The following is a 12,582-nucleotide window of genomic DNA, read 5'->3' as shown; positions in this document are numbered from 1 at the left end:
CTTGAAAGAATCAATAACCCCGCGCCGCATCCACCGTACCCGCCAGCGCCTCGCCGCGCTGCAGGGCGGCGATCTTGCCGGCGATCTGCGCAATGCTTTCTTCGCGCAGCGTGCGGGCCGAGGTGTGCGGCGTCGCCACGATGCGCGGGTGGCTCCAGAACGGGTGGCCGGGCGGCAGGGGTTCGGTGCGGAACACGTCCAGCGTGGCGCCCGTCAGGTGGCCGGCGTCCACCAGTTCCAGCAGGTCTTCCTCGACCAGGTGCGCGCCGCGCGCCACATTGACCACATAGGCACCTGCAGGCAGGCGCGAAAGCGCGTCACGGTTCAGGATGTCTTCGGTGTCGGGCGTGAGCGGCAGCAGGTTCACCAGCACTCGGCTGGTGGCTAGGAAGTCATTGAACTGTTCTGCACCGTGGAAGGCGCGCACGCCCGGCACCGACTTGGGCGATCGGCTCCAGCCGACCACCGGAAATTCGAAGTGCGCCAGCGCGCGGGCAACGCGCTCGCCCAGCACGCCCAGTCCCATCACACCCACGGTGAACTCCGACCGCGCACGCGGCCGGCGATAGCCCCAGCGGCCGTCGCGCATGTCGGCCTCATAGGCGTCCAGTTCGCGGTAGTGGCGGATGACGGCATGGCTCACGTACTCGGCCATCTGCACGGACATGCCCGCGTCGTCCAGCCGCACCACGCGCACGCCGGGCGGCAGGCGCAGACGCAGCAGCGCATCCACGCCCGCGCCGATGTTGAAGAGCGCTTGCAGGCGCGGCTGCTCGTCCAAAAATTGTTGGGGCGGCGCCCACACCACGGCCACGTCGGCCTGCGGGGCGCCCGGTTGCCAAACAGTGACGATGGCGCCAGGCAGGGCCGCGCTCAGCCCGGCCACCCAGGGCTCTGTTTTCGTATCGGTACAGCAGATGGTGATGTTCATGACCACCGAGCCTACCGCGCGAGAACCACACGTGCTCTCACGCTGCGGAAAGCCTGAGCAATTCAGCGCCTTCGGTCACCTGGTCGCCCGGCGCGTAAAGCAGTTCCTGCACCACCCCGTCGGCCGGTGCTGCGATGGTGTGCTCCATCTTCATGGCCTCCATCACCGCGAGCGGCTGGCCGCGCGAGACGGTGTCTCCGGCGCGCACAGCGAACGACACCACCTTGCCCGGCATGGGCGCTGTCAGCCGTCCGCCCTCAGCCTGGGTGTCGCCCGCGTGGGCCAACGGGTCGATGATGTCGATGCGCGTGGCGCCGTGGAGCGTGAAGACATGCACGGCATCGCCCAGTACATGCACCGCGGCCCGCGTGCGGCGACCGGCGAACGTAAGGTCGATGGCGCCGTCATGGGCGGTGCTGAATTCCAGCGGCCCGGCGACCTCGCCCACTTCCAGCGTGGGCGCGCCGCCCGGTGCGTACGTGAGCCAGGCCTGCGCCGGCTCGCCGCCGAATTCGAAGTCGAAGGGCCGGCGATAGGCGCTGTTGGAACGCCAGCCATCACGCTGCCCGAAAGGGCTGGCGCCCTCGCCTTGGCCCGCACGTTCGCGCAGCAGCGTGTGGGCCACCGCCACGGCTGCAGCCGTCGGCAGGCCCACGGGCTCCTGGTGGAACAGCACGGCCGCTTCGCGCTGGATGAGCGCCGTGTCGAGCTGGGCTTGCAAGAAAGCATCGCTTTGGGCCACGCGCCGCAGAAACTGCACGTTGGTCGCCAGGCCCACGATGCGGGTCTGCGCCAGTGCATCGTCGAGCCGGGCCAGCGCCTGCTCGCGCGTGTCGCCTTGCACGATCAGCTTGGCGATCATCGAGTCGTAGAACGGGCTGATGGCGTCGCCCTCGCGCACGCCGTCGTCGATCCGCACCACGGCCCGCTCGAAGCTGGCGGCCTGCGGCTTGCGGTAGACGTGCAGCGTGCCGGTGGCGGGCAGAAACTGGTTGTCGGGGTTTTCGGCACAGATGCGCGCCTCGATGGCGTGGCCGGTGATGCGCAACTCATGCTGCGCCAGCGGAAGCGGCTCGCCTGAGGCTACGCGCAGTTGCCATTCCACCAAGTCCTGGCCGGTGATGGCTTCGGTCACCGGGTGCTCGACCTGCAGCCGCGTGTTCATCTCCATGAAGTAGAACTTCATCTGGTCGGGCCGCTCATAGCCGCCCGGCTGCTCGACGATGAATTCCACCGTACCCGCGCCCACGTAGTTCACGGCACGCGCGGCAGCCACGGCGGCCGCGCCCATGCGTTCGCGCAGCTCGGGCGTCATGCCGGGTGCGGGCGCTTCTTCCAGCACCTTCTGGTGGCGTCGCTGCACGGAGCAGTCGCGCTCGAACAGATAGACGCAGTTACCTTGCGTATCGCCGAACACCTGGATCTCGATGTGGCGCGGGCGTTGCACGTACTTCTCGACCAGCACGGCGTCGTCGCCGAAGCTGTTGATGGCCTCGCGCTGGCACGATTGCAGCGCCGCTGCAAAGTCTTCGGACTTGTCCACCGCCCGCATGCCTTTTCCACCACCGCCGGCGCTGGCCTTGATGAGGACGGGATAGCCGATGCGGTCCGCCTCGCGCTGCAGCAGCGCCGGGTCCTGGTCGGCGCCGTGGTAGCCGGGCACCAGCGGCACGCCGGCCTTTTCCATCAACTGCTTGGACTCGGCCTTCAGCCCCATGTCCTTGATGGCCGACGGTGGCGGGCCGATGAAGACCACACCCGCATCGGCGCAGGCGCGTGCGAAGTCTTCGTTTTCCGACAGGAAGCCATAGCCGGGGTGAATGGCCTGGGCGCCGGTGGTGCGCGCTGCTTCAAGGATGCGCTCCCAGCGCAGATAGCTGTCCTTGGGCGCGCTTCCGCCGATGTGGACGGCCTCGTCGCAAGCAGCCACATGCTTGGCGCCCGCGTCGGCGTCGGAATAGACGGCCACGGTCTTTACACCCAGGCGGCGCGCGGTGGCCGCAACCCGGCAGGCGATCTCGCCGCGGTTGGCAATCAGGATCTTGTTAAACATGGCGTCCTCCCGAGGCCAGATCGCCTGCGCACGCTGCGCGTGCCAAGCCATTTGCAGAAACACCCACTGCGCGGATTTTTTCACCGCGGTTGGCCATCAGAATTTTTGTCAACATGTCACGCCACCTTCGCAGGGCTGGAAAAGAGAGAAGACACGCGCCGCAGCACGGCACGCAGGAACTTGAAGAGCACCACCAGCAGCAGCACCGACAGCACGACCATGACCACCAGCGCCACGCCGAACAGCACCGGGTGTTGCGTGGCCATCCAGACCACGGCCACGACCAGGCCGTCTTCGAAGAGCGAGAGCAGCCAGTTGGAAAAGGGCTCGGGCGAGGTGTTGACGGCGGCGCGCGTGGTCATCTTGGTGGCCAGCGCCGTGGCCGAGAGCGAGCCTCCCACCAGCCCCGCCGCCACAGCCATGGCGCCGTTGTCAGCCCCGAAGACACCCGCGGCCAGCAGGGCACCGGCGGGCACGCGGATGATGGCGTGCGCCGCGTCCCAGGCACTGTCCAGCCAGGGCACCTTGTCGGCGAAGAACTCGACGAAGAGCATGAAGCCGCTGGCGAACAGCACCATCGGGTGCTGCAGCAGCGCCAGGCCGGGTGGCAGCGGCAGCCAGCCGGCCCATCCCATCATGCCAACCAGGAACATCACTGCATACAGCCGAAAGCCGCTGGCCCAGCCCAGCGCGGCCGCCAGGGCCATCAGGGCCGGCATGTCGAGCGCGCTGGTGGCTTGGCGTGCGCCTTCGGCCACGGCCTGCGCCGCGCCCGCATCGACATGCAGGCCCAGCGTGTGCAGCCACTGCACGATGGAAAGCCAGAGCGAATCCATGGCGAATGTCAATCCGTCGCCAGCCACGACGGCTTGCGCTTGTTCAGAAAGGCCTGCACGCCTTCCCGGCCCTGTTCGCTGGCGCGGATATCGGCGATGCCCTCCACCGTGCTGGCGATCAGGCCGGCATCGATCTCCCGCTCTGCGACCTGGAGCACCAGTCGCTTGCAGGCGCGCACGGCATGCGGGCTGGCCTGGGTCAGTGCCTTGAGCAGTTCGTCCACCTTGGCGTCCAGTTGCGCGACCGGCACGACGTCATGCACAAAGCCGATGCGCAGCGCCTCGGCCGCGTCAAAGCGCTCTGCCGTCAGAAAGTAGCGGTGCGCCGCGCGCGCGCCCATGGCGCGGGCCACGTACGGGCTGATGGTCGCGGGGATCAGGCCCAGCTTGACCTCGGACAGACAGAACCCCGCGGTATCGACCGCCACCGCCATGTCGCAGGCGGCCACCAGGCCCATGCCGCCTGCATAGACATCGCCCTGCACGCGGGCTATTGTTGGCGTTGGGCATTCGTATATCACGCGCAGCATCTCTGCCAGCTTGGCTGCATCCGCCAGGTTCTCGGCCCGCGTGTAGTCGGCCATACGCCGCATCCAGTTCAGGTTGGCGCCGGCGCAGAAGGCCGGGCCTTCGGCCGCCAGCACCACGGCGCGCACGTCGCTGCGGGCGCCCACATCCTGGAAGGCGGCAGTGATCTCGGCGATCACCTCGTCGCTGAAGGCGTTGCGGATCTCGGGTTGCGTGAGCGTGATGCGCGCGACCGCGCCAGCTTGGGTGATGGAAAGGTTCTGGCTCATGGTGTGGAGGGGTCCAGGAGATAGGGAGCAAAGTCGAGTGACGGGCACGGCTGGCCCAGCGCCGTCAGCGCGGCCGTGATCTGCCCCCGGTGATGGGTGGAATGGTTGAAGACGTGAGCCAGCGCGGCGGTGAAGGGCAATGAAGCCGCGACGCCACGGGTGGTGGTGTAGTCCAGCGTGCCGCTCCAACGCTCGGGCGGCAGGGTGGCGATCAACGGCTCCCAGCGCGCCACGCCCGAACGCAGGCGCGCGTCCAGCCGGGCCCGGTCGGGTTCCAGCTCCGCATCCAGCGCCAGCTGCGGCGCGGCGCCTTCGGCAAAGCGCGGAAACCACAGGTGGTGTTCACCCACCAGCAGATGATTCAGCGTGCCGTGGATGCTGCGAAAGAACAGCCTGACGTCGCGCCGGTAATCATCGTCATGCAACTGCGCCACCGAATCCAGAAGGCGCGCGGTCGCCCACGCGTTGAACCGCGCCAAGCTGCAAAAATGGCCCATCGCGTCCACGGCAGGCCTTACATGCGGAACAGGCCGAACTTCGTCTCGCCGATGGGTGCGTTGCGCGACGCCGCCAGGCCCAGTGCCAGCACGCGGCGCGTGTCGGCAGGGTCGATGATGCCGTCGTCCCACAGCCGCGCGGTGGCGTAGTAGGGATGGCCCTGGTCCTCGTACTGCTGGCGGATGGGCGCCTTGAACGCCTCTTCCTCCTCGGCGCTCCAGCTGCCGCCCTTGCCCTCGATGCCGTCGCGCTTGACGGTGGCCAGCACGCTGGCGGCCTGCTCGCCACCCATCACGCTGATGCGTGCGTTGGGCCACATCCAGAGAAAGCGCGGTGAATACGCCCGGCCGCACATGCCGTAGTTGCCCGCACCAAAGCTGCCGCCAATGATGATGGTGAACTTGGGCACACCCGCCGTGGCCACGGCCGTCACCATCTTGGCGCCGTTGCGGGCGATGCCTTCGTTCTCGTACTTGCGACCCACCATGAAGCCGGTGATGTTCTGCAGAAAGACGAGCGGAATCTTGCGCTGGCAGCACAGCTCGATGAAGTGCGCACCCTTCAAGGCGCTTTCAGAGAACAGAATGCCGTTGTTGGCGATGATGCCCACGGGCATGCCTTCGATGCGCGCAAAGCCCGTGACCAGCGTGGTGCCGAAGCGCGACTTGAACTCGTCGAACTCGCTGCCGTCGACGATGCGGGCAATGATCTCGCGCACGTCGAAGGGCTTGCGCGTGTCGGTCGGAATCACGCCGTACAGCTCTTCTGCTACAAATTTAGGAGCTGCCGGCGCTTGTCCATCAAGCGCTGGAGGCTCTTTTTTATTCAAATTCTTCACCGCTGCACGCGCCAGTGCCAGTGCATGCAAGTCGTTCTGCGCCAGGTGGTCGGCCACGCCCGACAGGCGCGTGTGCACGTCGCCACCGCCTAAGTCTTCGGCCGTCACTACCTCGCCCGTAGCGGCTTTGACCAGTGGCGGGCCGCCCAGGAAGATGGTGCCCTGGTTCTTGACGATGATGGTTTCGTCGCTCATGGCCGGCACGTAGGCGCCGCCGGCCGTGCAAGAACCCATCACCACGGCGATCTGGCCGATGCCCTTGGCGCTCATGTTCGCCTGGTTGTAGAAGATGCGGCCGAAGTGGTCGCGGTCGGGGAACACCTCGTCCTGGTTGGGCAGGTTGGCGCCGCCCGAATCCACCAGGTAGATGCACGGCAGGTGGTTCTGCTCGGCGACCTCCTGCGCGCGCAGGTGCTTCTTCACGGTGAGCGGGTAGTAGGTGCCGCCTTTCACCGTGGCGTCGTTGCAAACGATCATGCAGTCCACGCCCGCCACGCGGCCGATGCCGGCGATCAGGCCCGCGCCGGGCGCGTCGTTGTTGTAGAGGTTCAGCGCGGCCAGCGGCGCCAGCTCCAGAAAGGGCGTGCCCGGGTCCAGCAGCCGGTCGACCCGCTCGCGCGGCAGCAGCTTGCCGCGCCCCGTGTGCTTGGCGCGGGCCGCTTCGCCGCCGCCCTGGGCGACGCGCGTCACCTGGGCGCGCAAGTCCTCCACTACGCTGCGCATGGCGGCGGCGTTGGCTTGAAAGTCCGCCGAACGCGGGTTGAGTTGGGATTCGAGAATCATGCTGTGGTGCTTTCCTGCAAACCGAGTTCGCCCTTCATGGCGTCGCGGATCTTGAATTTCTGGATCTTGCCGGTCACCGTCATCGGAAACTCGGCGACGAAGCGGATGTAGCGCGGCACCTTGTAGTGCGCGATCTGGCCCTTGCAGAACGCGCGGATGTCGTCCTCCGTGGGCTGCGTGCCGGGCTTGGCGATGACCCAGGCGCACAGCTCTTCGCCGTAGCGTGCGTCGGGCACACCCACCACCTGCACGTCCTGCACCTGCGGGTGGCGGTAGAGAAACTCCTCGATCTCGCGCGGATACACGTTCTCGCCGCCACGGATCACCATGTCCTTGATACGGCCGACGATGTTGACGTAGCCCTCGGCATCCATGGTGGCCAGATCGCCCGTGTGCATCCAGCCCTCGGCATCGATCGACTCGCGCGTCTTGGCTTCATCGCCCCAATAGCCATGCATGACCGAATACCCCCGCGTGCACAGCTCGCCCGAGGTGCCTCGGGGCACCACCTCGCCAGTCTCGGCGTGGATGATCTTCACCTCCAGGTGCGGCTGCACCGTGCCCACGGTGGACACGCGTTTTTCCAGCGGCGTTTCGGTGCTGCTCTGGCAGCTGACCGGGCTGGTTTCGGTCATGCCGTAGGCGATGGTGATCTGCTCCAGATGCATATCGCGCACCACGCGCTTCATCACCTCGGTGGGGCATGGCGAGCCGGCCATGATGCCGGTGCGCAGCGTGGACAAATCGAACTCGGCAAAGCGCGGATGGTCCAGCTCGGCGATGAACATGGTGGGCACGCCGTGCAGGCCGGTGCAGCGCTCGGCCTGCACCGCCTGCAGCACCTTGAGCGGGTCGAACCCGTCGCTGGGGTAGACGATGGCCGCGCCATGCGTGATGCAGGCCAGGTTGCCCAGCACCATGCCGAAGCAGTGGTACAGCGGCACCGGAATGCACAGGCGATCAGCGGGCGTGAGCCGCATGCATTCGCCGATGAAGAACCCGTTGTTCAGGATGTTGCGGTGCGTGAGCGTGGCGCCTTTTGGAAATCCGGTGGTGCCGCTGGTGAACTGGATGTTGATGGGGTCGGTGTTCTGCAGGCTCGCCGCCACAGCGTCGATGCGTGCGTCCTCGGCGTCGCCCTGCTCCATCAGTTCAGAAAATCGCAGCAGGCCGGGCTCATCGGTGCCCTGCCTGGCTTCGTCGATCCACACCACCGTCTTCAGTTGCGGCAGACGTGGCGACTGCAGCCGGCCGGGCGCGCTGGCGGCCAGTTCAGGCGCCAGCTCGCGCAGCATGCCCAGGTAGTCGCTGGTCTTGAACCGCGCCATGGTCACCAGCGCCTGGCAGCCCACCTTGTTCAGCGCGTATTCCACCTCGGCCGTGCGGTAGGCCGGGTTGATGTTCACCAGCACCAGGCCCACCTGCGCGGTGGCGAATTGCATCAGCACCCATTCGGCGTTGTTGTGCGACCAGATGCCGACGCGATCGCCTTTTTGCAGCCCCAGGCCCAGCAACGCGCTGGCCAGGCGGCGCACTTCGGCGTGCAACTGGCCGTAGGTGTAGCGCAGGTTCTGGTGCAGACTGACCAGCGCCAGGCGATCCGGCCCCTGGCGCACCATGTCGTCAAAGAACGCGCCGAGGGTTTGCTCGATCAGCGGCACGTCGGTGGTGCCGCGGTCGTAGCTCAGACCCGGCTCCGCGGCGGGGGCGCTAGAGGGTTGCATGTCATGTCTCCTGGTCTTTTCGCGTTCAAGGAACAGCGCTTTTCCTGGCCACAGCATACGCCCGCCACCCGCCCACATAAAGCCACGCGGGTTGCAATTTACGCCACGTCACAACACACTTTCGGCCATGACCGTACCTGCCTCCGCCGCACGCGACCTGCCCCCGCTGGCCGTCGCAGCCACGCCCGGTGCCTTCGTGGCCGCCATCATTGAGGCCTACCACCAGCGCGGCATGGACCCAGCGCCCGTGCTGCAGCAGGCACAAATTGCGCCAGCCCAGTGGCAGGGCGAACATGCCCGCATCACCGCCTGGCAGATGGAAGCGCTGTCCGACGGCGCCATGCGCGAGCTCGACGACGAGGCGCTGGGCTGGTTCGGGCGGCGCCTGCCCTGGGGCAGCTACGGCATGCTGGCACGCGCTTCCATCAGTTCGCCCACGCTGGGCCTGGCGCTGCACCGCTGGTGCCGCCACCATGCGCTGCTGACCGATGACATCGCTCTGCAGCTGACTGTGCAGGACGGCATGGCCTGCGTCACCCTGACCGAACACCGCGGGCTGGGCACGCTGCGCGAGTTCTGCATCGTGTCAGTGCTGCGCAACCTGCACGGCGTGGCCTGCTGGTTCATCGATTCGCGCCTGCCGCTGCACGGCGCGCAGTTTCCCTATGCGCCGCCCGTGCATGCCGACGCTTACGCCGTCATGTTCCCCGGCCCCGCCACCTTCCAGGCACCGGTGGCGGCGATTCGCTTCGACGCGCGTTACCTGGCGCTACCGCTCACCCGCGACGAGGCCGCGCTGCGCGTGATGCTGCAGCGCGCCCTGCCGCTCACCGTGCTGCAGTACCGGCGCGACCGGTTGCTGGTGCAGCGCGTGCGCCAGGCGCTGGCGGCCGACCCGTCCGCGCCGCACAGCGCCGAAGCACTCGCCGACCGGCTGCACCTGTCGGCGCGCACGCTGCACCGGCAGTTGAAAGAAGAAGGCGCCTCGCTGCAGGCGCTGAAAGACGAGGTGCGCCGCGCCCGCGCCGTGGAGCTGCTGCAGCGCACCGACCGGCCCATCAAGCAGGTGGCGCAGGCGGCAGGTTTCATGAACGAGAAGAGCTTCATTCGCGCTTTTCGGAGCTGGACGGGCAGCGCGCCGGCGCAATTTCGGCGGCATTCGCGCATGCCGTCCTGATGTGCGCCCCTGGTGGCAACATTTGCGCCGCCTGCTGCGGCACGCTGTGCACATGACGATGACCCTCTACCACTGCATGAGCGCCCGCTCGTTCCGCCCGCTCTGGATGCTGGAAGAGCTGCGCCTGCCCTATCGGCTGCACATGCTGCCGTTTCCGCCGCGTGTGCTGGCCCGCGACTATCTGCAGCAGAACCCGCTGGGCACCGTGCCGCTGTGGGTCGATGGCGATGTCCGCATGACCGAATCCGCCGCCATCTGTCAGTACCTGGCGACCCTGCACCCCTCGGCAAGGCTGGATGTACCGACCCACGATCCAGCCTACGGCGCCTATCTGAACTGGCTGCACATGGGCGAGGCGACGCTGACTTTTCCGCAAACGCTGCTGCTGCGCTACGGCCGTTTTGAAACACCCGACCGATTGCAGCCCCAGGTGGTAACCGATTACACCCGCTGGTTTCTCGCGCGCCTGCGTGCGGTCGAAGCCGCCGTGGCCAGCGCGCCCTACCTCTGTGCGGGCCGCTTCACAGCGGCGGATGTGTCGGTGGGCTATGCACTGCTGCTGGCTCAGCACCTGGGCCTGCAAGACCAGTGGGGCGACGCCACACGGGCCTACTGGCACCGCCTGCAAGAGCGGCCCGGCTACCAGCGCGCGCTGGCGGCGCAGCACACCGCAGCAGAGGAACAGGGCGTGTCCACGGTGCCGTCGTCCCAGGTGCAGCCAGGATGATTTGCTATTTAATTTATAGCTAATAGCGCTTTACCCATAAGCGCTAGAGGCCGATTTGGCTTAAAAAACGCTGGACAACAGCTCTGGCAACTCCGCCATGTCACCGATCACATGGCGCGCGCCCGCTGCCAGCAAGGCATCGCGCGAATCGTGTCCGTGGGTGGAAGGGCTGTAGCCGACCACCGTGGCACCCGCCGCCACGCCCGCCGTCACACCGGTGGCGGAATCTTCCACCACCAGGCAGCGGCCCGGCTCCACGCCCAAGGCAGCGGCCGCCGCCAGGTACACGTCGGGCGCGGGCTTGGTGCGAGGCATTTCGTGGCCGCTGAACACGCGGCCGTCGAAGAAATGCGCCAGGCCGGTCTTGGCCAGCTGCAGTTCCACCTTGGCCCGGTCGGCCCCCGAAGCGCAGGCGATGCGGCCCTGCAGCCGCTCGTGCACGGCCGCGACGGCCTCGGCAGCGCGCGGAATCGCCTGCAGCTCGGCCTGCAGCGCCTCGTTGCGGCGGGCGTAGAAAGTGGCCATCCATGCGTCGGTCAGCGGTTGGCCGGTGTGGGCCTCAATGCGCGCGGCCTCGGACCGCACGGCCTTGCCCAGAAAGATGTGCAGGCATTCCTCCTGCGTCAGCACCCAGCCGGATTCAGCCAGCTGCTCGCGCAGCACGCGGTGGGTGATGGGTTCGCTGTCCACCAGAACACCATCGCAATCGAACAGCACCGCATCGAAGGCCAGCATGGGAAGAAGTCTTTCTTGGAAACGAGAGGGACGAATGAACGGCACTGCAGCTGTGCCGCGAGCAGAACGCAAAAAGGCGCCCGAAGGCGCCTGGGAGCAGAGACCAAGTATGCCTTGGCCGTGCGTCAGATCACGACGGGAACGTGATGCCCGCCAGCGGGTTGCGCAAGCTGGCGGCGTTGCGCACCGACAGCGTGAAGCGCGCCCGGTCGTCGGTGACCAGATCGCTGTAATAGAAATAGCCTTGCGCCGCACGCTCGTTGATGCCGGCCAGCAACTGGGCAATCGACGCCTGCGGGTTCGCGTCGCGCAGGTCGTATTCGATGGCGCCGCTCTGGGCCGAGCTGCGCTCGAACACCTGCGCCCCGGCACCGCCCTGCAGCACGAACGCGCCCAGGAACAGCTGCCCCTGCGAACCTTGGGCATTCAGGCGCTGGCGCAGCGCTTCGCCACTGGCCATGCCGTAGGGGCTGGGCAGATCGAACAGCGTGTAGCTGTACGTGGTGGCGGAGGAATCCTTGGCATACAGGTTGAACGAATCGGCACCTGCCAGCAGCGGGCCGACCAGGCGGTAGCCGCGTGCGCCCTGGGCGTTCAGCTGCGCCAGAAAAGCGGCGGTAGACAAGGTGCCGGATGCCGGCAGTTGCTCGTACGAGAAGGTGGTGCTGCGCGATGCGTCGCGCACCGTGATCGATCGCGAATCGCTGCCGCCGAAGAAGCCGGGTGCCTTGTAGGCAAAGCCGCGAGCGCCCTGCTCGTTCAGCCGGGCGATTGCACCGGCAGCCGATTCCGGCACGGTGATGGTTTCGTATTCCAGCCGAGATCCGCTGTGCGCGCTGTCGCTCACGTAGAAGTCGCCCTGCTCCGAGTTGGCGCCGGTGACATTCGTGGCCAAGCGCCCCAGATAAGCGTACCCCTGCGCGCCCTGCTCGTTCCAGGCGGCAAGCAAGGGCGCGCCGTTGGCGGCAGCGGCCAAGGCGCGGTACTGGCCGGTGACGCTCACCGGATTCGGCGTGGGTTCGGGGGTGGGTGTCGGTGTCGGCGTGGGGGTTGGCGTGGGCGTCGGTGTAGGAGTGGGAGTGGGAGTGGGAGTGGGCTCCGGTGTGGGCGTCGGCGAGGCGATGAGGTCGCTGTTGCCACCGCCACCGCAAGCGGCCAGCGAAGCGACAAGAATCAAAGCCGCCGAACGGCGAGTGAAGTCAAGAGTTTTCATGAAGGATTTCAGTCAAGCGTGTGAAAGATGCAAAGCGGTGGCGACACGCCGGCTGTTACAGGCACAGGTGTCAAGAGCGAGCCGGATTTTCAGTACAGTGCGGGGATTACCCCTACCCCCCCACCGTCGGGTATTTGTTACGCACTGCACGCGCTGCGGCTTATGCACCTGGCAATGGCCGGCCCCTCGAGCCCGGCGAATCTGCCCTTCTACGACTGTTCGACTTGAGTCTCTCCGACACCCCCCTTCGCACCCACGGCGACCGCTATG

General features: G+C 67.0%; 11 protein-coding genes. 2 read left to right on the top strand and 9 right to left on the bottom strand.

The features are described 5' to 3' along the window. Positions 1-10 precede the first annotated feature (10 nt). The 7 genes from RQI28_RS17635 to RQI28_RS17605 form a co-directional block, all read right to left on the bottom strand. Positions 11-931 (bottom strand): glyoxylate/hydroxypyruvate reductase A, encoded by a 921-nt coding sequence (locus tag RQI28_RS17635; protein ID WP_311223635.1) that lies wholly within the window; start codon positions 929-931, stop codon positions 11-13. 37 nt (positions 932-968) lie between these two features. Beyond that, entirely contained in the window at positions 969-2,984 is a 2,016-nt protein-coding gene (locus RQI28_RS17630; protein WP_311223636.1) for an acetyl/propionyl/methylcrotonyl-CoA carboxylase subunit alpha, read from the bottom strand. Between the two features lie 116 nt (positions 2,985-3,100). Then, on the bottom strand, positions 3,101-3,820 hold the full coding sequence (locus tag RQI28_RS17625; protein WP_311223637.1) for a DUF4126 domain-containing protein: 720 nt from the start codon (positions 3,818-3,820) through the stop codon (positions 3,101-3,103). 8 nt (positions 3,821-3,828) lie between these two features. Then, positions 3,829-4,617, bottom strand: coding sequence for an enoyl-CoA hydratase/isomerase family protein (locus tag RQI28_RS17620; protein WP_311223638.1), 789 nt, complete (start codon positions 4,615-4,617; stop codon positions 3,829-3,831). Further along, positions 4,614-5,123: a DinB family protein gene (locus RQI28_RS17615; protein ID WP_311223639.1), complete on the bottom strand. Its 510-nt coding sequence runs from the start codon at positions 5,121-5,123 to the stop codon at positions 4,614-4,616. Before RQI28_RS17615 ends, RQI28_RS17620 begins: the two co-directional genes overlap by 4 nt. Before the next feature lie 8 nt (positions 5,124-5,131). Beyond that, entirely contained in the window at positions 5,132-6,736 is a 1,605-nt protein-coding gene (locus RQI28_RS17610; RefSeq protein WP_311223640.1) for a carboxyl transferase domain-containing protein, read from the bottom strand. Continuing rightward, on the bottom strand, positions 6,733-8,460 hold the full coding sequence (locus RQI28_RS17605) for an AMP-binding protein (protein WP_311223641.1): 1,728 nt from the start codon (positions 8,458-8,460) through the stop codon (positions 6,733-6,735). Before RQI28_RS17605 ends, RQI28_RS17610 begins: the two co-directional genes overlap by 4 nt. 127 nt (positions 8,461-8,587) lie before the next feature. On the opposite strand from RQI28_RS17605, the gene RQI28_RS17600 reads away from it, so the two are divergent. Next, positions 8,588-9,637 (top strand): AraC family transcriptional regulator, encoded by a 1,050-nt coding sequence (locus RQI28_RS17600; protein WP_311223642.1) that lies wholly within the window; start codon positions 8,588-8,590, stop codon positions 9,635-9,637. 52 nt (positions 9,638-9,689) lie between these two features. Further along, positions 9,690-10,364, top strand: a complete 675-nt coding sequence (locus tag RQI28_RS17595; RefSeq protein WP_311230450.1) for a glutathione S-transferase family protein — start codon at positions 9,690-9,692, stop codon at positions 10,362-10,364. A gap of 60 nt (positions 10,365-10,424) precedes the next feature. On the opposite strand, the gene RQI28_RS17590 is transcribed toward RQI28_RS17595, so the two are convergent. Both RQI28_RS17590 and RQI28_RS17585 read right to left on the bottom strand, forming a co-directional pair. Continuing rightward, positions 10,425-11,099 (bottom strand): HAD family phosphatase, encoded by a 675-nt coding sequence (locus tag RQI28_RS17590; RefSeq protein WP_311223644.1) that lies wholly within the window; start codon positions 11,097-11,099, stop codon positions 10,425-10,427. 130 nt (positions 11,100-11,229) lie between these two features. Further along, complete coding sequence (locus RQI28_RS17585) at positions 11,230-12,312, bottom strand: hypothetical protein (RefSeq protein ID WP_311223645.1); 1,083 nt, start codon at positions 12,310-12,312, stop codon at positions 11,230-11,232. Positions 12,313-12,582 lie beyond the last annotated feature (270 nt).

Source organism: Acidovorax sp. WCS2018Noco2-16, from assembly GCF_031843945.1.
In the GTDB taxonomy this organism is placed as follows: Bacteria; Pseudomonadota; Gammaproteobacteria; order Burkholderiales; family Burkholderiaceae_C; genus Paracidovorax.
Note: the sequence above shows the minus strand (reverse complement) of the source record. Positions and strands in the feature narration are given on the sequence as shown.